Origin of the sequence: Myxococcus sp. CA056 (assembly GCF_013336715.1) — a bacterium.
Classification (GTDB): Bacteria; Myxococcota; Myxococcia; order Myxococcales; family Myxococcaceae; genus Myxococcus; species Myxococcus llanfairpwllgwyngyllgogerychwyrndrobwllllantysiliogogogochensis.
The window spans coordinates 1661722-1681785 of sequence record NZ_JABUMT010000002.1 but is presented as its reverse complement, the minus strand read 5'-3'; the positions used below and the strand labels follow the sequence as shown (position 1 = coordinate 1681785).

General features: G+C 69.1%; 16 protein-coding genes. 8 read left to right on the top strand and 8 right to left on the bottom strand.

Annotation, left to right across the window (positions count from 1 at the left end):
• The first annotated feature begins 24 nt into the window (after positions 1 to 24).
• Positions 25 to 2031: an adenylate/guanylate cyclase domain-containing protein gene (locus tag HUA76_RS14320; RefSeq protein WP_174461142.1), complete on the top strand. Its 2007-nt coding sequence runs from the start codon at positions 25 to 27 to the stop codon at positions 2029 to 2031.
• Positions 2032 to 2050: 19 nt separating this feature from the next.
• Here HUA76_RS14320 and HUA76_RS14315 read toward each other — a convergent pair whose 3' ends face one another.
• Positions 2051 to 2506, bottom strand: coding sequence for a hypothetical protein (locus HUA76_RS14315; RefSeq protein ID WP_141640832.1), 456 nt, complete (start codon positions 2504 to 2506; stop codon positions 2051 to 2053).
• Between the two features lie 313 nt (positions 2507 to 2819).
• On the bottom strand, positions 2820 to 4313 hold the full coding sequence (locus tag HUA76_RS14310; RefSeq protein WP_174461141.1) for a mannitol dehydrogenase family protein: 1494 nt from the start codon (positions 4311 to 4313) through the stop codon (positions 2820 to 2822).
• A 305-nt stretch (positions 4314 to 4618) separates the two neighbouring features.
• Here HUA76_RS14310 and HUA76_RS14305 point away from each other — a divergent pair, with 305 nt between their 5' ends.
• Both HUA76_RS14305 and HUA76_RS14300 read left to right on the top strand, forming a co-directional pair.
• A complete protein-coding gene (locus HUA76_RS14305; protein ID WP_141640830.1) occupies positions 4619 to 5518 on the top strand; it encodes a bestrophin family protein in 900 nt (299 codons plus the stop codon).
• Between the two features lie 75 nt (positions 5519 to 5593).
• Positions 5594 to 7012 (top strand): MATE family efflux transporter, encoded by a 1419-nt coding sequence (locus tag HUA76_RS14300; protein WP_174461140.1) that lies wholly within the window; start codon positions 5594 to 5596, stop codon positions 7010 to 7012.
• Positions 7013 to 7094: 82 nt separating this feature from the next.
• Here the strand turns inward: HUA76_RS14300 and HUA76_RS14295 are convergent, their stop codons facing one another.
• On the bottom strand, positions 7095 to 9332 hold the full coding sequence (locus HUA76_RS14295) for a HEAT repeat domain-containing protein (RefSeq protein ID WP_174461139.1): 2238 nt from the start codon (positions 9330 to 9332) through the stop codon (positions 7095 to 7097).
• A 191-nt stretch (positions 9333 to 9523) separates the two neighbouring features.
• On the opposite strand from HUA76_RS14295, the gene HUA76_RS14290 reads away from it, so the two are divergent.
• Positions 9524 to 11335 (top strand): serine hydrolase, encoded by a 1812-nt coding sequence (locus HUA76_RS14290; RefSeq protein WP_174461138.1) that lies wholly within the window; start codon positions 9524 to 9526, stop codon positions 11333 to 11335.
• Here HUA76_RS14290 and HUA76_RS14285 read toward each other — a convergent pair.
• On the bottom strand, positions 11274 to 11888 hold the full coding sequence (locus tag HUA76_RS14285) for a hypothetical protein (protein ID WP_174461137.1): 615 nt from the start codon (positions 11886 to 11888) through the stop codon (positions 11274 to 11276). The two genes, HUA76_RS14290 and HUA76_RS14285, sit on opposite strands and share 62 nt — an antisense overlap.
• Before the next feature lie 186 nt (positions 11889 to 12074).
• On the opposite strand from HUA76_RS14285, the gene HUA76_RS46435 reads away from it, so the two are divergent.
• The 3 genes from HUA76_RS46435 to HUA76_RS14270 all read left to right on the top strand — a co-directional run bounded on the left by HUA76_RS46435 (position 12075) and on the right by HUA76_RS14270 (position 15137).
• The gene (locus tag HUA76_RS46435; RefSeq protein WP_174461136.1) at positions 12075 to 12545 is read left to right on the top strand and encodes a hypothetical protein; all 471 of its coding nucleotides are present in this window, start codon (positions 12075 to 12077) and stop codon (positions 12543 to 12545) included.
• A gap of 270 nt (positions 12546 to 12815) precedes the next feature.
• Positions 12816 to 13433 (top strand): CAP domain-containing protein, encoded by a 618-nt coding sequence (locus tag HUA76_RS14275; protein WP_141640824.1) that lies wholly within the window; start codon positions 12816 to 12818, stop codon positions 13431 to 13433.
• A 282-nt stretch (positions 13434 to 13715) separates the two neighbouring features.
• The gene (locus tag HUA76_RS14270) at positions 13716 to 15137 is read left to right on the top strand and encodes a hypothetical protein (protein ID WP_174461135.1); all 1422 of its coding nucleotides are present in this window, start codon (positions 13716 to 13718) and stop codon (positions 15135 to 15137) included.
• A gap of 87 nt (positions 15138 to 15224) precedes the next feature.
• Here HUA76_RS14270 and HUA76_RS14265 read toward each other — a convergent pair whose 3' ends face one another.
• From HUA76_RS14265 to HUA76_RS14250, 4 genes are all read right to left on the bottom strand, one after another.
• Positions 15225 to 16103 carry an aldo/keto reductase gene (locus HUA76_RS14265; protein ID WP_174461134.1) on the bottom strand — a complete coding sequence of 293 codons (879 nt, stop codon included), beginning with the start codon at positions 16101 to 16103 and terminating at the stop codon, positions 15225 to 15227.
• Between the two features lie 110 nt (positions 16104 to 16213).
• Positions 16214 to 16552 carry a hypothetical protein gene (locus HUA76_RS14260; protein ID WP_174457813.1) on the bottom strand — a complete coding sequence of 113 codons (339 nt, stop codon included), beginning with the start codon at positions 16550 to 16552 and terminating at the stop codon, positions 16214 to 16216.
• 137 nt (positions 16553 to 16689) lie between these two features.
• Complete coding sequence (locus HUA76_RS14255; RefSeq protein WP_174457814.1) at positions 16690 to 17433, bottom strand: double-CXXCG motif protein; 744 nt, start codon at positions 17431 to 17433, stop codon at positions 16690 to 16692.
• Complete coding sequence (locus tag HUA76_RS14250) at positions 17434 to 18135, bottom strand: TIGR02269 family lipoprotein (RefSeq protein WP_174457815.1); 702 nt, start codon at positions 18133 to 18135, stop codon at positions 17434 to 17436.
• Positions 18136 to 18429: 294 nt separating this feature from the next.
• On the opposite strand from HUA76_RS14250, the gene HUA76_RS14245 reads away from it, so the two are divergent.
• Positions 18430 to 20055: a hypothetical protein gene (locus HUA76_RS14245; protein ID WP_174457816.1), complete on the top strand. Its 1626-nt coding sequence runs from the start codon at positions 18430 to 18432 to the stop codon at positions 20053 to 20055.
• Positions 20056 to 20064: the final 9 nt, after the last annotated feature.

Below are 20064 nucleotides of genomic sequence, written 5' to 3'. Positions count from 1 at the left end.
CCGGGCGCGGCTATCCTTCGCGCGGTGACGCTGACCCGGAAGCTCGTTCTCGCCTTCATGGCGCTCGCAGGCGCGGCGCTCGTCGCGGCGCTCGTGCTCACCACGCTCGCGGTGGAGGCGGCGGCCAAGCAGAAGATCGCCAGCGACCTGGAGCGCACGCTGGTGGCCTTCCAGCAGCTCGCCCGCGCCAGTCAGGAGCGCATCCGCGACGTGGCCGAGGCGCGGACGATGGACCACTCCTTCAGGGGGATGTCCCTCTCGGTCAACTCCCTCGACGCCGAGGCCGGGCTCGGAGACGAGACGGCGGAGACCGACGGCATCCGCTATGCCCGCGAGGTCATCTCCTCCGCCGACACCGACGCGTTCGGGGGTGAACCTCCCTGGGCCTTCTTCAACGCCAGCGGGCGGCTCGTCTACACCCGCGCGGAGCCGGAACAACTGGGGGACCAGCCACTGGCGCTGCCGCTGCTCGACACCGCGCTGAGGCGCGGTCCCACGTCGGCGCTCTGGTCTCCCGCGCAGCTGCGCTCCCTGCCCTTCACGTTCATCCCCTTGGAGCAGGTGCGCGAGGGGGACCTGCTGCTCGTCCATGCGCAGCCCGCCTATGGGGCCTCGCGCGAACCGGTGGGGGTGGTGCTGTCGGGCCAGTGGGTGAAGGACGTGCTGCTGGAGGACCCGATGGCCCCCAGGGCACCGGGGCCGCAGATGGCGGACACCCGCGCCAGCTTCGCTGTCCGCGCGGAGGACGGAGCCACGGCGTCCCAGCTCCCGCTGGAGACGCGGTTGGACGGTCCGAAGCTGGAGGCCGGGCAGGCGCGTGATGTGTACCTCGGCGACACGCACTACCTGGTGCGCGAGGGGACGCTCCTCGGCGTGGACGGGGCCCGGATGGGACAGGTGTTCGTCCTCCGGGACTTCGACGCTGAAATCAAGCCCATCCTCCGACGCTTCCGACTGTGGTTGGTGCCCACGGCCGTGGGCATCGCGCTGTTCGCGCTGGCGGCCGCCTTCTTCCTCGCGCGCGGGCTGGCCTCGCCGCTGGTGCGGTTGGAGGAGGCAGCGGGGCGCGTGCGGCTGGGAGACCTCACCGTCGAGGTGCCCGTGCGCGGCACCGACGAGGTGGGCCGGGTGGCGCAGGCGTTCAACGAGATGGTCAGCGGCCTGCGACAGAGAGATCAGATCAAAGGCCTCTTCAAGCGCTACCTCGCGCCGCAGGTGGTGGACGAGCTGCTCAAGAATCCGGAGAAGGCCGCGCCGGGAGGCGAGCGGAAGCTGCTCACGGTGCTGTTCAGCGACCTGGTGGGCTTCACCTCGATGAGCGAGCAGCTCAGCCCGGAGGAGCTGGTCGCGCTGCTCAACACCTACTTCGAGCAGGCGACGGGCGTGCTGACCCAGCACGGGGCCACGCTCGACAAGTTCATCGGCGACGCCATCATGTGCTTCTGGAACGCGCCGCTCCCGCTGGAGGACCATGCGGCGCGAGCGTGCCTCACCGCGTTGGACCTGCTCGCGGTGGTGGACCGGCTGTCTCCGGTGTTCGAGGCGCGAGGGCTGCCCAGGCTCGACTGCCGCATCGGCATCAACACCGGCCACGCCGTGGCGGGCAACCTGGGCTCCAGCGCGGCCCAGGACTACACCGTCATCGGCGACACGGTGAACCTCGCCTCGCGCCTGGAGGGTGCCGCCAAGGTCTACGGCACCCGCACGCTCGTCGCCGAGGACACGCTGCTCGCCGCCCGCGGTGTGGTGCTGGCCCGCGAGTTGGATTTGCTGCGCGTCAAAGGCAAGCAGCAGCCCGTCCGCGTGTTCGAACTCGTGGGCGTAGCGGGCACCTCTCCCGCGCCGCACCTCGTCCGCTTCGCGGAGGGCCTCGCGCTCTACCGGGCCCGGCGCTTCACCGAGGCCCGCGCGGTGTTCCTCGCCTCGCCCGAGGACCCTCCCTCCCAGCGCTTCGCCGCGCGGTGCGACACCCTGCTCGTGACGCCGCCGCCCGAGGACTGGGACGGCGTCTTCACGCTCGACAGCAAGTAGCGCGCACCGGCGGCGCCCACTACGGCGCGTGGCAGGCGCGATAGGAGTCCGTCACCAGCGGGGAGTAGTTGCCCAGCGCGTCGCGCACCCGGAGGGTCGGCTGCTCGTCGAAGGTCGCGGGCTGCTCTTCGGAAGGAGGCGTGCAGCCATAGGGATACCAGCCCCCCGTGCCCGGCCCCGTCACCGAGTACTGCCGCCCCGTCTCGTACTCGATGATGTTCCGCCCGAAATAGAAGGTGTAGGGCGCCACGCCCCCTGTCACGTACCCCTCGCACGACGTGAAGACATTCGGCGGGTCACAGACGATGAAGGCCTGCAACGACATGGCATGCACCTGTCCATCCGGGGTGCTGGGGAGGTGGGGTGCCATCTCCGGTGGGGCCGGACTTTCGACGGGCGCGTCACCGCACGAGGCCAGCAACAACCCAAGGGCCACCACCAGGGAACGGCGGCACCCACTGACGAGGTTTCGCATCGAGATGGACTCCAGTCAGGCGCGGCGCGAAAGCGCGCTCGAACGCCCGCGGTCATCATGAAGCCCTCTTCTCACGCCACCAAACAACCGTTGCAATCACGCTGCTGAGTTCAGCGTCGACCAGAATCCCCTTGAGTTCCGGCGCCCCGTGACTCGGGCACTGGCAGGCGCGCCACACCGACACCTCCCTGGGGTCTGCCTCCCCTCCGACCTCGCGGTCTTGGATTCGACCGGGGCGGGTCGACGGAAGCGGACGGGCGCGTCGGTCATGGTGGGCCAGGCGAGGGCCTGACATACCGGCCCTCGCCAGCGCTCAAGCCGAGGCCGCTTCCGTCGACCGCGCCAGCTCCGCCAGGGTGGCCGAGACGCCCTTGAAGCGCAGCTCTCGTCGGAAGTGGACGCAGTCCTTCACGAACCCGGGATGTTCAGCCAGACCCCACCCCTGGAACAGCTCCAGGCCCAGGGGCGCCTTCAAGTCCGTGGCGTGCGCGCGCCTCACCTCGGCCCCCGTCAGGTGCGGCTCCAGGGGAAGGAAGACATGGCCGCGCTCGTCGACTCCCCGCAGGTACTCGCAGAACGCGGCGAGCAGGAACGCGATGCGCCGGGTGTCGCGGCCCTGGCGCAGCGCCTCGCGCGCCGTGGGCTGGACGAAGAGGGGGAGCTTGGAGGCACTGTCGCTGGCGATGCGCAGGAGTTGGTCGTTGATGGCGGGGTTGCTGAATCGCTCCAGCACCGTGTCGCCGTAGTCCCGCACGGAGAACCCTCGCGGCGGATGCAGCAACGGCTCCGCGTCCTCGCGCAGGAACGCTTGCAGCAAGGACACCAGCGCGGGGTCCTCCATGGCCTGGGCGACGAAGCGGTAGCCCATCAGGAGGCCGGGGAAGGCGAGCAGGCTGTGTGAGGCATTCAGCAGCCGCAGCTTGACCTGCTCATAGGGCCCGACGTCGTCGGTGAACTGGACCCCCACCCGCTCCAGTGGCGGCCGCCCGGCGCAGAACCTGTCCTCGATGACCCATTGGATGAACGACTCGGAGTACACCGGCAGCGCGTCATCCAGTCCGCTGGCCTCGTTGAGCCGGGCCGCCTCGTGCTCCGCCACGCCGGGGGTGATGCGGTCCACCATGGCGCTGGGAAACGTGACGTGCTCCTCCATCCAGTTCGCGAGCGACGGCACCCGGGCCCGGGCGAATGACAGGAAGGCGTCCCGGGCCACCTCGCCATTCTGACGGAGGTTGTCACAGCTCAGCACGGTGAAGGGCCCCAGGCCCCGCTCGCGCCGTCGACGCAGCGCCTCGGTGACGAGCCCGAAGGCGGTGGTCGGCACCTGGCTGTCCAAGTCCCTCGCGACGGCGGGCGTCTCCAGCAGGAACTGCCCTGCCTCGTCCAGGTTGTAGCCCCCTTCCGTGAGCGTGAGGGTGACGAGGCGAAGGTCCGGAGCCGCCAGCAGCTCCAGCACGCGCTCGGGGTCCTCGGGGGCATGGAGGTAGCCCACCAGCGAGCCCACCACGCGCACCGTGGGACGTCCCCGCGCGGGAAACTCTGTCAGGCTGTAGAGGCCCTGTTGCGTGTGGAGCGCGTCCGCCTTGTGTCGCTCCCGGGCTCCATCCAGGACGCCAATGCCGACGATGCCCCAGCGCTCCTGCCCGGGGAGGGCGAGGCAGCGGTCCAGGTAGAGCGCCTGGTGCGCGCGATGGAACTGGCCCACCCCCAGGTGGGCGATGCCCGGCGTCACCCGGGTGCGGTCATAGGTGGGGCGCTCCACGCCGGCCGGAAGGGACACCAGGGTGCTGTTGCTCAGACGAATCACGAGCCGACCTCCAGGGCGAACCGTCGCGCTTCCACGTCGGTCCAGGGCCGCGCGACCCATGCGTCGCTCGGAGCGCTTCCGCCCACGAAATGGACCGTGACCTCTTGGAGGAGATGCGTGTCCACGTTCCACCAATGAGGCAACGCCCGACCCTCGGCCCAGGGCTCGCGACCTCGGCCGCCGCGAAGCAGGCGTCGACGCGAATCCCCGAACCCGCCCCTTCAAGCGCGATGGCCCGAAACCCCACCCCGTGTCCTCTGGCTCCGTGGTCGACGAGCGCCCTCGGCCATGGTTAGTGGGGCCGCATGATTGTTCGTCCGCGAATGCACTGGCTTCGCATGCTGTTCGTCTGGCGCGGTTCCGTCGTCCCCCGCATCCTGCCTCGGCTGGGCTTCTTCCTGGCGCTCGCCTGCCTGGCGGTGGCCACCGGCCCCCATCCCTTCAACCTGCGGGAAGGCCCCCTCGGCCTGCTCGGCGTCGCGCTGGCCATCTTCCTCGGCTTCCGGAACAGCACCGCGTATGACCGCTTCTGGGAAGCCCGCAAGCTCTGGGGCTCGCTGATGATTGTCTCGCGCTCCTTCATGAGACAGGCACTCACCCATCCCTCCCCCGCGCTCTCCCTGGAGGAGCGTCGCGAGGTGACGGACCTGCTCCGCGCCCTGGCCGTCTCGCTGAACCACCAACTCCGCGGCACCTCGGTGCCACTCGATGCCCTGGACTCCGGCGTGCGCGAGCGCGTGGTGGCCGCGGAGCACCGCCCCGCGCGGGTGGTCCTCGGCCTGGCCGAGTGGGTCGCCCGCCTGCGCCACCAGGGCCGCCTGGGCGAGGTGCTCGTGACCTCGTTCGACGACAACCTGGACCGGCTCTCGGAGGTGCTCGGCGGATGTGAGCGCATCGCCGGCACGCCCATTCCCTATGTCTACAGCGTGATGCTGCATCGCACGGTGTACCTCTACATCCTGCTGCTGCCCTTCGCGCTGACCGGCAGCCTGGGCTGGTCCACGCCACTCGTCTCCGTCTTCGTCGCCTACACCTTCATCGCGCTCGACACGGTGACGGCGGAGCTGGAAGACCCCTTCGGCACCGAACCCAATGACTTGCCGCTGGACGCCATGACCCGCGCCATCGAGCGCTCGGTGATGGACCTCGCGGGAGAGCCGCTCCCTCCGCCCCTGCTCCCGGACAAGGATTTCGTGCTGACCTGAGCCCTGGCGCGTTTTTCACTGCGAGCCCCCGTAAGACCATATTACGCTCATCATACGTCACCCGGGAGCTACCCCATGCAGCTGAAGAGCGCGGTCCCCTTGAGCACCGAGGCCAGCAGCGAGCGCGGGACGAGCCCCGGGGGAGCGAGCGGCATCCGAGAGGCCCTGCTCAACGCCCCCATCCTCCCGACGCTGCTGAAGCTGGCGGTGCCCACCACGGTGGTGCTGGTGGCGCAGGCGTTCGTCGGGGTGGTGGAGACCTGGTACGTGAGCTTCCTCGGCACCGACGCGCTGGCCGGGGTGTCGCTGGTGTTCCCCATCTTCATGTTGATGACGATGATGTCCAACGGTGGCATCGGCAGCGGAGTGGCCTCCGCGGTCGCCCGCGCGACGGGGGCGAATCGCAAGGAGGACGCGGACGCGCTGGTGTGGCACGCGGTGGTGATGGGGCTGGGGCTGGGGCTGGCCTCCACCGTGCTCGCGTGGCTCTTCGGACCGGCGCTCTACCGGGCGCTGGGGGGCGCGGAGGGGGCGCTGGAGGCGGCGGTCCGGTACTCGAACTATCTCTTCGCGGGCGCCATCCCCTTCTGGGTCGTCAACCTGCTCGCGGCGGCGCTGCGCGGCGCGGGCAACGTCAAGCTGCCAGCGACGGTGACACTGGCCGGCGCGGGCATCCTGGTGGTCATCTCCCCCGTGCTCATCTTCGGAGCCGGGCCGCTGCCCGCGCTGGGCATCGCGGGCGCGGGGCTGGCCATGGTCCTGTTCTATCTGGGGGCCTCGCTCTGGCTCTTGCGGCACCTGGCTTCGGGCCGCACCTCGCTGCGCCTGGCGCCGGTGCGACTGGAGGCGCGGCTGATTCGAGACATCCTGCGCGTGGGCCTGCCGACGGCGCTGAGCGCGGTGCAGCCCAACCTGACGGTCATCATCGTCACGGGCGCGGTGGGATTGTTCGGCGTGGAGGCGCTGGCGGGCTACGGAATCGCCGCCCGGCTCGACTACCTGCTCGTGCCGCTGCTCTTCGGCCTGGGCACGGCGGTACTGACGATGGTCGGCACCAACGCGGGCGCGGGCAATTGGGAGCGCGCCCGGCGCACGGCCTGGGTGGGCGCGTGGCTGGGCTTCGGGGTGGCGGGGTCCATCGGGCTGCTCGCCGCCGTGGCGCCGAATGCGTGGCTGCACTTCTTCAGCAAGGACGCGGCGGTGCTGGCGCCGGGCGTGACGTACCTGCGCATCGTCGCGCCGTTCTACGGCCTGCTGGGGTTGGGCTTCGTGCTGGGGTTCGCGGCCCAGGGCGTGGCGCGCGTCTTCTGGCCCGTGCTCGCGGGCACCGCGCGCATGGTCATCGCGGCGGGCGTGGGCTGGGTCGCCGTCGTGTACTTCGGCGCGGGGCTGCCCATGCTGTTCGCGCTCGTCTCCGCGGCGCTCGTGGCGTTCGCCGGCGTGACGGTGGCGGCCACCCTCGCGGGAGCCATCTTCCGCGAAGGGCCGAAGTAGTCCCCATCCAAAAGCAACGCCGCGAAGCCCGCGGGGCCGGGCTTTACACCCATGCCCGGCCCCAGGCCCCGCGCGGTGCGGCCTATGCGCCCACGACCTGCTTCGCCAGCAGGCGCACGAGCGGCACGTCGGAGGTGACGAACGGACGCGCGAGTTCGCGGCCCAGGTCCTGGTGTGCCCGCAGCGCCAGCAGCGCCCAGGCCAGGAGCGCGTACCCGTCATAGCCCGTCCAGTACTTGGAGGAGCGCGCCTCCCACTGCGTCAGCACGCCCGTCACCAGCTCGCGCAGGTTCGCCAGCGCCTCCTCGCGCCGAGCGCCTTCGGTGAGCCCGGCCATCGCGACCTCCAGCATCAACTGACCCGACGCCGCCACCGTCAGGCCGCCCACGTCGCGGAAGAGCCCGGCGATGGTATTCGGGTGCTTCTGCTTGTTCACGTCGATGAAGAACCCCTTCGAGAAGCGGTTGCTCTCGAGCAACGCGAGGGCCTTCTCGCGCGACGCGGGGTCGGCGGTTCCAGCGAGCCGACCGAGCGCGAAGCACGTCGCGGGCGAGCTGGAGAGCTTCCACGGCTTCTCCTCGAAGCGCGCCAGCAGGGGCGCCAGCGCCCGGGTCTCCCCCACCGCGCCCAGCGCGTAACAGACGGCCTCCGAGAAGGAGATGGGCGCCTCCTTGCCCACGGCGTCCACCGTGCGCTCCAGATAGCGCAGGAGCGTGTCACCGACAGCCGGGTCCCCCAGCTCGCCGAGCGCGAAGACGAGCGCGCCGAGCATCCGGTTGCGCTCCGAATCCCCGTCCTTCAGCGGATACATGCGCAGCACCGCCAGCAGGTGCTTCGTGTTCGCCTTGTCTCCCAGGGCCTGGATGAGCTGGATGAACAGGTGGCGCTTGAGGTGGAAGCGGTCCTCGGCGAACGCCGCGTCACGGACGAGTTCGACGGCGCGAGGCTCGGCCCACGCCGCGAGCACCTCCAGCGCGATGAGGTCCTCGCCACCCTCCCCGTACCGGGCGATGGAGATGAGCAGCGGCGTGGCGCGACGGTCTCCTTCCGCGATGAGCTCCGCGATGACCCCCTCGTCGCGGTAGTTCTCCTCGTCCTTCCACGCAGACATCAGGGCGACGGTGGCCTGCATGGACGGGTCCGCCGCATAGGCCTCCTGGATGGCGGCGCCGAGCGCGGGGTCCTTCACGGCCTCCCAGGCGAGCGCGTCGAGCGAACCCTCTCGCGCGGCGCTCGCGACCTTCACCGCCGCCGCCGCGGCCTCCTTCTCCTTCGCCCGCGCACGCCCCTCCTCGTCCCACAGCGCCAGTCCCATCACCCGCTGTCGCAGGGCCTGGACGTCGGAGATGGCGCCCAGTTGCTTGCGGCCCGCGCGAAGCTCCTCCATCAGCGCGACCAGGTCCTTCACCAGGGGGGCATCGCTCAGCCGGCACAGCTCCAGAGCCTGAGTGAGCCGCGCCTCGTCGCCAGCGAAGAAGCTCGCCATGCAGAAGTAGAAGGCCGCGGGCGGATACGTCTTGAACCGCTCCGCGCTCGTGGCGAGTCGCTCCTCGGTGAGCGGCGGGTTCATCTCGACGTCGAAGGCTCCGCGCAGCTCCGCGTCGGACGCGCCCACTTCCGTCAGCAACGTCACCAGCCAGCCAGCCCTGAGGTCGTTTTTGTAGGCCGGCTCCTCCTTGGCCACGTAGGGCTTCACTCCCGCCAGGGTCTCCTCGAAGCCCAGCTCTCCGACACACGTGTCCAGCTTCTGACGGGCCTGCTTGAACGTCTCCGCGTCGACCTCACCCAGCGCATGAGCCCGCACGAGCGCGGCGCGGAAGACGAGAGCGTCGAGGTCCTCGGCCTGCGGCTCCTCGATTCCATCCGTCTCATGGTTGTAGAGATAGATTTGCGCGCGAGCGTTTCCACGCTGGGGCTCGCGGGCATACAGCCAGAGGTCACCCGAGGACGTGGCGCCAATCTCGACGAAGCCGCCCGTGAGTTCCTTCCAGAGCGGCCGGTAGCTCTGGGCCGCGACGATGCGCTGCTCCATCAGGTTGCCGGGCGTCGTCCGCGGAGCATCCGAGCCGAGCGTGAGCTCCTCGAGCGGCGGGGGCTCACACTCCGCCAGCGGCTGCAGCAACTGGGTCAAATCCTTGGGCAGGGGTTGCCCCCAGGACGCGAACGCGTCGCTGATGGGCCCCCCTCGCGACCACGGCTTCTTTCCGGCCGAATGCTTTTCAACGAACGACGGCCACTGCGTTCCCAGGAACTTGCCGACCTGGCTCCAGGAGGCCGCCACGGGGGACTCACTCGACGTGGACTTCTTCTTGCTCGCCATGCGCGGCACGCTACCAGCTTGCCCGATACCCCTGGCAGGCTGTTTCAGGCGGGGCGCGCCTCCCATTTTCCAGGGCTCCTGTCCTCTCGCGGCTCACGGGATGACACGCCCGGAACACGGCTGTGACGTGTCTCACGCAGGTGACAACCGGCCTGGCCCGGCGGAGGCCCTCTGGTAGCTTGCGTCGCGGCATGGCCTCCCATCGCGACTCGACCTCCCTGGCTCCATCGACGCTCTGGCTCCTCCTCGCCTGGCTCCCATGGCTCACGGGTGCGGCGCCCGCGCCAGCCGACCCGGCGCAGGCCCTGGTGGGCACGTGGGGAAGTGAGCGCGTCCTGGGTCCGGAGGTCCGGGGCGAGCTGACGCTGACGCGCGATGCGCACGCCTGGCGCGCACGCATCGCGGGCTTCGACGTGCCCGCGCGCCTGGAGGGAAACGCGGTCTCCTTCATCCTCCCCGGCGGCCAGGGCGAGCTGCGAGGGACGCTCTCGGACGACGGCCAGCGCATCAGCGGCCACTGGATTCAGCCGCGCGTGCGCACCAGCGGCATGAAGTTCGCCACCCCGGTGGAGCTGCGTGCCCTCCGGGCCAACATCTGGCGGGGCGACGTCGCCCCGCTCGAGGACCGCTTCTCCCTGTATCTGGTCATCCAGCAGCAGGCCGACGGCACGCTGAGCGCCTTCATCCGCAATCCGGAGCGAAACTTCGGCAACAGGCTGCTGTTTCGCGTCAGCGTCCAGGACGGCCTCGTCCAACTCGTCGCGACCCGGGGCACCACGCGCCTCGAAGGGCGCTTCGACGCCCAGGCCCGGCGGCTGTCCTTGTTCTACCCACCGCTGGACGCCACGTTCGACTTCACGCCCCGGGAGCGGGACCAGGCCGTGGGCCTCCATCCGCGCATCCCCGCGACGGGCGCGTACGTGTATGAAAAACCCATCGCGGAGGAGGATGGCTGGACGACGGCTTCTCTCGACGACGTCGGCATGGACGTCCAGCCCCTGCGCGAGCTCGTGCAGCGCATCCTGGACCAGCAGCCCGGCCCCGACGCGGCGCCCGCCATCCAGGGGCTGCTCGTGGCGCGCCATGGGAAGCTGGTGCTCGAGGAGTACTTCCAGGGCTTCGACAAGGAGCGGCCCCATGACCTGCGCTCCGCGTCCAAGACACATGCGCCCCTCTTGATTGGCATCGCCCTGGACCAGGGTGCGCCCTTCACTGTCGACACGCCGGTGGTCTCCCTGTTTCCCGAGTACCGGGGGAAGCTCGCCCACCTGGATGCGCGCAAGCGCAAGCTCACCGTCGAGCATTTGATGACCATGTCGACGGGCCTCGCGTGTGACGACGACGACGAGGCCTCTCCGGGCAACGAGGAGCGCCTCGATGACACGGTGCCCGACTGGTACAAGTACACGCTGGACCTGCCGATGACGCGGGCGCCGGGCGAGAAGGGCGTGTACTGCTCGGCGAACATCAACCTGCTGGGCGGCGTGCTGCGCAAGGCCACGCGGACGTGGATACCGGAGTTCTTCACCCGGAACGTCGCCGAGCCGCTCCAACTGCGCGGCTACCACCTGGACCTGATGCCTTCAGGGGAGCAGTACCTGGGGGGCGGCATCTTCATGCGGCCCCGCGACGCGCTGAAGCTCGGACAGCTCTACCTGTCGGGCGGCGTGTGGAACGGACGGCGCGTCGTGAGCCAGCGCTGGGTGGAGCGCTCCACTGCGCTCCACGCGACGATGGAGCCCGGCAGGACGTACGGCTATGCGTGGTGGCGCCACGAGCTGCGCGTGGGCGACCGGGTGTATTCGCAGTACGAAGCCAGCGGCAACGGCGGACAGCTGGTGATGGTCGTCCCCGAGCTGGACCTCGTGGTGATGTTCACCGCGGGCAACTACAACCACGTGGCCCTCTGGAGGAAGTTCCGCGAGGAGCTGCTCCCCCAGTTCATCCTCCGCGCGGCGCGGCCCACGTCGCCGAGCCGTAGTCCAGACGGAACGCGTCCGTGAGCCACTCCGCGAGCTGGGCCCGGTGGGCCGCGAGGTCCAGCTGAAGCGACTTCTCGCGCACCCGCTCGCGCACGCGCGTCATCACCTCCCCGCAGTCCCGCTCCTCCACCAGACGCCCGCCCTCGAACAGCAGCTCCTGGATGCGCTTGCGACTCCAGGCGGGGTGCAGTCCGTCCTGGACGGGCACCCCTCGGGTGAAGCCGTCCACCACCAGCAGACCCCCGGTGAAGGCCACGGGCGCGCGCAAGCGCGTGTAGATGACCCGCTCGTGCGTCTCGCTGACGTAGGCGGGAAGCTGGCCGAACAGCGGCGTGCCCCGGCCCTCCTGGACGGCCTGCTCCTCCTGCGCCGACAGGCCGATGCGCAGCTCCTCCAGTTGGAGCCGCTTTTCCGCGACGCGGTACAGACAGAGGAAGCCTCGCTGGCAGGCCGTCGACATGGCCGCGGGAGTCAGCCCCTGGGTCGATGGCTCGAACAGGCTGGAGCCACGGACCCCCGCGAGCTCGAAGGCGTGCTTGCGGTATTCGACGGTGTCGCGGAGCTGCGCGGTCATGGTGGCGTGCCTTCGCTGAAGAGATTCCCCCACAGCGTACCCCAGACCACCCCCTCACGAGGGGACCGAGTCCCTGTTGTCAGCGAGGTCGGTTGGGTGATTCGTTGCCTCCCCTGTCGCCCGCGCGATGGGGGGAATCATGAACCGTGGCATCCGAGGAAGCTCCGGCGCTTCGAGCTGGGGTCCGTGCGAGCAGCCGAGGGCTTCGCTCGACAGGGCACGGTGCTCGGGGGTCGCAACCACTCCCTAGCCCTGCGCTCGGATGGGACGGTGTGGGCCTGGGGCGACAACACCCAGGGGCAGCTCGGAGTCAGCGCGCCGGCCTTCTCACGGACACCGCCCCAGGTGCCGGGCCTCTTCGGCATCACCGCCATCGACGGTGGCGACGGGCACACACTCGCCTTGAAGACAGGAGGCACGGTGTGGAGCTTCGGCGCCAACGACACGGGACAGCTCGGCGATGGAAGCCTGGGGGTCCGGCGGACGTCACCCGTGCAGGTACAGGGGCTCTTCGGGATGGTGTCCATCTCCGCGGGCGCCCAGCACTCCCTCGCCGTGAAGTCGGACGGCGTCGTCTGGGGGTGGGGAGACAACTCCCAGGGCGCGCTCGGCAATGGCATGTCCTCGATTCGGCTCCGGCCCGTTCGCGTCTTCTAGGGTTTGGGGCTCCCCGCGATTCATTCCGGGCGAATGCTGAACCAGCGACAGCGGAACATTGCGTTCGTCCCGGGAACAACGGGTGGCATGTGAGGAATTGAGCCGGCGACGACACTGTGTCCCGGTAACATTTGCATTGGAGTGGGCGCACGGCGCACCGCGCGAGCAGGCGGGCGCCGGGTTCCCTCTCGACATCCCGTCGAGCCTCGCCAGGATGAGGAGACCGCCTCCGATGAGGTGGCCACACATCTGCTTGAGAAAGGATTCGACATGACCTCCCGCTCCATTCCCTTGTTCCTGCTGGGTGCCGCGCTGCTCGGTGGCTGTGGTGGTCCGGAGACGCCGTCCTCCATCGCGGAGGAGGAAGGCGCCCTGGTGCCAGCGGTCCGCACGGAGACAGGTGGCACCGCGGCCGGCGACGTCACGGCCAGCGCGGTCTGCGACGATGTGGCGACGTGGGACCCGGCCTGGGCGGGCTTCGAGGACCAGGTCCTCGCGCTCGTCAACCAGCGCCGGGCCGCGGGCGCGGTCTGTGGCGGGGTGACGCAAGCGCCCGCGCCCGCGCTGACGCACCACGCGAGCCTGCGGTGTGCGGCGCGCAGGCACTCCAAGGACATGGGCACCAACAACTTCATGAGCCACACCGGCTCCAATGGCTCCACGCCGTGGCAGCGCATCACCGCGACGGGCTACACCTACCGGCGCGCCGCGGAGAATGTCGCGGCCGGGTATTCCACGCCGGCGGCGGTGGTCAACGGGTGGATGGCCAGCAGCGGGCACTGCACGAACATCATGAACCCGCTGCTCGTGCACATTGGCATCGGCTACTTCAATGCCCCGAGCAGCACCTACCGGCACTACTGGACCCAGGACTTCGGCACGCCGTGACGCCGAGGGAGCTTCGCCGTGGGCATGGACGCGCCCACGGCGTCTGTCTTGCGCCTCCGGTGCGGGCCACGCGAGTAGCGTCACGCGCTACACCCCGGGCGGTTTCGTGGCGCAAAAGGCCACGAGCCCCTGTCCAAAATCAGACACAGCCCCCTCAAGACCTCCGCGCCAGCCCTGCTAAAACAGACATATCGCATCAACCGGCATGGGACCTGCTTGGACAGACATCCACGGACGACAACCCCTGTCGACCGTGTCTCCTGCTTCATAAGGAGTTTCCCCATGTCATATCGTTCCGTACGAGGTCTCCTGGACCTCGTCTCGCTCCCCCTGCGTTCCCTTCCGCTGTCCGTGCTCGCGCTCGGGGGCCTGTTGCTGGCTCCGTCGGCGCGAGCCGCCGCCGAACCTGGTGAAGGAGAGGAAGGCCCGGTCGCGACCATCACCAGCCTGAAGCTGGAGGAAGGAGCCCTGCGGGTGGGCATCCTCTGGTCGGACAAGCAGGCCCTTCCCGATGGCGCGAAGCTCGTCTCCTATGACGGCAAGGACAGCGCCAATGACAGCGTGGAGGTGAGCCCGCAGCCCGGCAAGGAATCGGAGGTCAAGCTGGAGAAGGCACTCCTGCGGCCCTGGGAGACCGGCTGGAACCAGCGGCTGGTCCTGGTGGACACCAAGGACCCGAAGGCCGAGCCCCTCGCCACCCTTCCCATCACCGTCAACCTGGACTGCACGGATGGGGACGACAAGTGCACGCTGACGGTGGCGCCCGGCGCGGCGTCCAACTCGGACGTGGTGCATTTGAGCGCGGAGCTGGATGAGGTCATCACCAAGCTCGAGGAGAGCAACCCCGACAAGGAGATTGACCTCATCGAGGCGGTGAAGGCCAACAACCCCCGGCTGCTCGGCGAGGCGCTCGCCTACACCCACGCGATGTCGAAGTACATGCTCAGCGGCCCCTGCACCTGCGTGTGGCAGGCCGTCTACACCCACAGCCCGGCCTTCCTGGGCTATGGCATCAACTTCACGAACGCCTCGGGCACCCTCGCGGGCTGGAACGGGCCGGGCGCCAAGCACTCCCTGGTCGCCATTGGAGGCAACGCGTCAGGCATCGCCACCAGCGTGACAGGCATCAGCCAGGTCAGGCTCAAGCTCAACTGCACGAAGTGGGTCTTCTATTACTACAAGGACATCATCCTCAACTGGCCCTGGGGCAAGGTGATTGTCATTCCCTTCCCCTTCCCTCGCCTCGTCCCCTGCATTTCCAGTTGCACGGCCCGCTTCGACCACCAGGGACGCGTCAGTGGCTCCACGTTCGTCACCTACACGAGCCCCGGCAGCTCCGCCACCGCGAAGGAGCAGGCCGTCTACCGCGTGGATGGCACCCCGTTGCTGACCCCGTCCGCCAGCCAGGGCGGCTCGTTCAATCAAATCAACGGCGCCACGGTCTTCTCCAACATCGGCAGCACGGGCCGGGTCGACTCGTATGGCTACGTGCAGGCGGCGGCGACCTTCCCCTACTTCGCGTCGGCATCCGTGGCCAACGGCCACTCCATCGCCATCCACGGGTACGCCCGGTGCCCGTACGGCCCCAATGGGCATGCCGCGGTCTGGACCTACGGCACGTCGCAGGGCATCCCGCAGACCAACAGCCTGCGCTCGTCCATCCAGAACTTCTTCCTGCAGTGGGGCATCCTGACCTTGCCGTAGGCAGGAGCCGAGGCTGATGGCGCCCCGGAGGCCGGCCCCTGTCGCGGGTGCCCGGCGTCCGGGGTTCGTCGTTTCAGCCTCGCGGCGTCAGCGCCCCGACGCCTGTGCATCCACGGCGGCCAGTTCCTCCTTGCCGAGCTTCACCTCCGCGCCCGCGAGGTTCTCCTCCAGGTGCTTCACGGACGAGGTGCCCGGAATGGGCAGCATCACCGGCGAGCGGGCCAGCAGCCAGGCGAGGGCAATCTGCGCGGGCGTGGCCTGGTGCTTGCGTGCCACCGCGTCGAGCGCGCCGCCGGGCTTCGCCAGTCCGCCCGTGGCCAGGGGGAACCAGGGAATGAAGCCCAGCTTCTCCCGCTCGCAGTAGTCGAGCACCTTTTCGTGGACGCGGTCCGTGAGGTTGTAGCGGTTCTGCACCGACACCACGTCCACCACCTTGCGCGCCCGCTGGATGTCCTCCACGGAGACCTCCGACAGGCCGATGTGGCGAATCTTCCCTTCCTTCTGGAGGTCCTTCAGCTCGCCGAGCGACTCCTCCACGGGGACCTTCGGGTCGATGCGGTGAAGTTGGTACAGGTCGATGCGCTCCAGCTTCAGCCGGCGCAAGGACAGCTCGAGTTCCTGGCGCAGGTATTTCGGCGCGGCCACGGGATGCCACTCATGGGGGCCCGTGCGCACGAGCCCCGCCTTGGTCGCCACGACGACGCCCTTGGCGTAGGGGTGCAGGGCCTCGGCGATGAGTTCCTCGCTGACGTAGGGGCCGTAGGAGTCGGCGGTGTCGATGAAGTCCACGCCCAGCTCGACGGCGCGGCGCAGGACGCGCACGGCCTCCGCCCTGTCTTTCGGAGGTCCCCAGATGCCGGGGCCGGTGAGCTGCATGGCGCCGTAGCCCAGACGGTGGATGGGCAGGTCTCCGCCCAACTTGAAGGTTCCGCTTTTCTCGACGGGTCGTGACGAGGCTCCGCTCATGGGACGCTTCCTCCTGGCCTGAAAGTAGGGTGTCTGGATGACGAGCCACCAGCTCGTCCGCACGGCCCGTCAGCGGGCGTGGAGGCGGGAGCGGCCAGTCGCCAGCCACCTCATCCCAGCATCGTCGGGTCGACGACGTCGAGGTCCTGGAGCACAAGGCCATGCGTGGGGAGTATCCAGAACACACCGCGACCTTCCGGAGACCATCCCAGCGCCCTGCCGAGCAGGATGGCGGCGCGAGCGTCCTGAGGCACGGCGGCCGCGCAATCGACCATGCCGCCGTGCTTGTTCACCAGCTTCACCGACAGCACCGGGCCCACCGGCCGCTCGTCGTCGGTCTGGTGCCACGCGCGCAGCGACACCACGCGCCTCCCACCGATGTGGGACCAGTCGCCCGCCCAGGCGAAGGTGACGTCATCGACCACGATTCGGCGGTGCTTCTTCTTCATGCACGGGGACTCTCGGATTCACCCAAGGGCCCTGTCAACGCGGGCCCCTGGGTGGCGCCGCTATCCAAGGACTCCGGGAACGCAACGGGCGCCGGTGTCGAACTCCCGCCCAGGTCCTGGTGGCGATAGCAGCAGGGTTAGTGGTGATGGGTGGCCCCGGCAGGTGGCCGCACCGCACGTGCCGTCAGGGCCCCGCCGGTGATGTCCACCGCGACAACTTCCGACTCCTCCAGCTCGCGTTCCAAACGCTCGACGACACGCTCGCTCACCACCACGACGGACGCACCGCTCCGCGCGAAATCGACGGTGGGCACTTCACTCAGGCGAAGTTGGCCAAAAGGGGGCAGCACAAAGCCCGTGCGCCCGCAGGTACTGCAGGGCTCATGGGCAGCGGCTCCCGAAATGCTTCCGCTAGGCCGCACCTCAAGCTCGACCAGGTCACGCATCCCAGGACGCGCCTTGAAGCGCGTCGCGACGGGGATGAACCCCGTAAGCCCCTTGAGCCGCGCCACCACTGCCGGCTCCATCAGGAGCATCCACGGCACGTGGATGACCACGGGGGGAAATTTCCCACGGGCCCTGCCAGTCAACGCGCCAAACCCCGTGCCTGGTTTAACGATGGCTCCCGGCGGAACCAGCGGTAACACGCGCTCTCGCAGGCGCACGAATTGGTCCCAGGGCACGCACCGCGGCTGCTCGAAGTCCCGACGCTGCGGCAGTTCGGAGAGGTCGACCGTCGGGTAGTCGTACCCTCCACCTCCCCAAGCAGTCTTGCAGGTAGGGCACTCCACTCCGGGAAGTACCCACTCCCGTCCCAGGTCGTAGGCACCGGTCCACCTCGACGGCTCGACGCCTCGCTGTGTCAGCGTGTAGTACCGCATTCAATCTCCCGCCGCAGCGGACAGCGCCAGTCGCTTCCAGTACGTCATGGGGACGCCGATGAGACCATAGCGCTCGACCATTCGTCCGCCCTGCTGGAAGTGGTCCTCACGTGTCGCGTCCAGCTGGTGTGCGCGTATCCAGTCGTACCAGTCTTTGTTCCACGGGGCACCCGCTGTTCCCGCATGAACCCGCCGGTGTTCCGCGACGTCGACGAGCAATGTGTACTGGTGGATGTCGATGCCGACGCCCCGGAAGTACGCCTCAAAGGCGCGCGGGAAGATGTGGTGTCGCTCCTTCTCGCGACGGCTCCAATCCGCGATGGCCTTCCGCGCCGCCTTGACGCTCGGCAGACTGTCGCGCCGGTACCACGGGATGATGAACACCGGCTGCCGCCCTGGAAGGGGAACAGCTCCGCCCCAGTACCTCTGGATGCGCGCTGTCGCGCCTCCTGCGGCCTGCGCGGGTGGGAATCTCAGTGCATACGGCGGCGAGGCGAGGTCCTCGCAGCGGTAGAGGCCACACTCCTCCTCGCCACAGGAAGGGGCGTAGCAGCCTTCGTCGTTGTCCCCGGCTGACTGCGCGCAGTCCTCCGCCGAGTCATCCACGCTTGTGTCGAGCAACTCACCGGCACGGCTGTACTCGGGTGCTCCGGCGCAGCCGGTGACCCATAGCAGGACGATCCACCACCTGTGTGTCGTCATTCCGGCCCCCCGGGCAATCATCATCGTGAAGATGCCGAGGTGCCGCGCTCGCGTGACACCGCGGTGCGAGCGTGTTGTCGGACATTCACCACTTCATCGTCGGGGTGACCCACTCAACCCGCAGGTGCGTTGGAGCGCGAGCACGTCCCCATCGAGCCTGGACGAGGGAAGAGCCCTCCCCTCCTCGACGGTGACGAACGGCCCATGGAGGACCTGGTGGACGCTTCCGATATTCTTCGGGCGGCCGGACGTTCCAGCCCCGCCTGCGGAATTTCGAAGGAAGAGAGCCCTCCGATGCGTCGAGCCCTGGCCGGTCTCGTGTTGCTCCTCGCGGGATGTGCGACGACCGCGCGTCCCACGCAGGCGCCAGCCGTGGCGGAGGCCGCGCCCCCCGTCGCACCCGAGCCCGAGCAGCCCCGCTACGAGCACATCTTCATGATACCCGTGGACAAGGCCCTGGCCGAGGCCACGAAGCTCATGACGGAGAAGGGCTGGGTCCTCAAGCCCCTCGAGGACCCGAGATATCTGCTGACCGAGTGGCGGACCGCGCAGCTCAGCGCGCAGTCCTGGGGATGGCAGAGCGACGGTGACTCCACGCGTTATCTGGTGGCCGGCGAGCTGATCTCCGAGCGCGAGTCCGTCATCCGCATCTTCCGCATGAAGCGCGTGGCCTTCAGCAACGACGTTGAAATCAAGCCCGAGGCGTCAGGGCAGCTGAACTCGCGGTTCATGCTGATGGAGCGGTTCGAGCAGAGCTTCGTGAGGAGAGGCGCACCCGTGGAGCTCGCCCAGCGGGAGCGAGACGTGGCGCCCTGGGTCGAACTGAACGGAGCCGTGCAGGGCACCCGGGATTTGGAGCTGGAGCAGACCCTCACCCTGCGATTGGAGTCGCGCCCCTCGCTGGAGACGCTCACCGGCTCGCTCCGCCTCGCACGCGATGACTCGTTCGCCAGGGACCCGTCCTTCTATCTCACGCGCTGGAAGGACGAGGTGCCGGAGCCCTGCGCGCGGGAAGTCGCCGGCTTCCAGTCGATGCTGCGGCCCGGGCTGACGGTGCTCATTGGCGAGCAGCTCGGCACCCGCGAGATTCCCGCCACCGTGGGCGACCTGGCGTGCGAGGCCGTCCAGACGGGGCTCGGCGTCACCGTGGCCCTCGCCATCCCGGAGAAGGAGCAGGAGCGCATCAATACCTATCTGGCGAGCCCGGGACGCCCCGCGGACCAGGATGCGCTGCTGCGCGGGAACTTCTGGCGCAAGCTGCAACAGGACGGCCGGGGAAGCCGCGCGGTGATGGACCTCATCGACCGGGTCCGGGCGCTGCGTGCCGCCGGGCGCTCCGTCTTCGTCGTGGCCATGGACACGGACATGAACCATGGGAAGGCACGCGACGCCTACATGGCCCGGAAGGTGCTGAACCCGCGCAGCGCGCGCCCCCAGGACGTGTTCCTGGTGCTCGCGGGCAATGCCCACACACGGCTGGGGGACGCGGACTGGAGCGACGACTTCGTCCCCATGTCGAAGCACCTGCTTCAGAACACCCGGGATTTGAAGGTGCTGGAGGTGGGCTACGCGCAGGGCCGACGGTGGGGATGTGACCTGGAGCTGAACGGGGAGATGGACTGCAACATCATGGGCATCACCCCGGGTCCCCAGGTCGCGATTCGCCCGGAGGCGCCCGCGGCAATCCGCATGCTCCCGGAGCTGGACGACGAGGGGTTCCACGGCTTCCTCGACGTGGGTGTGCTGACCGCCTCACTGCCCGCCATCGCCCTGCGCGGACACGAGCCACCCGAGCCCTCGGTGCCAGGAGAGGCCCCGGGCCCCGCGAACCTCGTGACTCCGACGGGGACCTCCGCGCCCGTGAACACCGTGCCCCCTCCACAAGACACCGTGCCCCCCGCGCGGCCTCCGACGCCGTAGGCCCCTGGG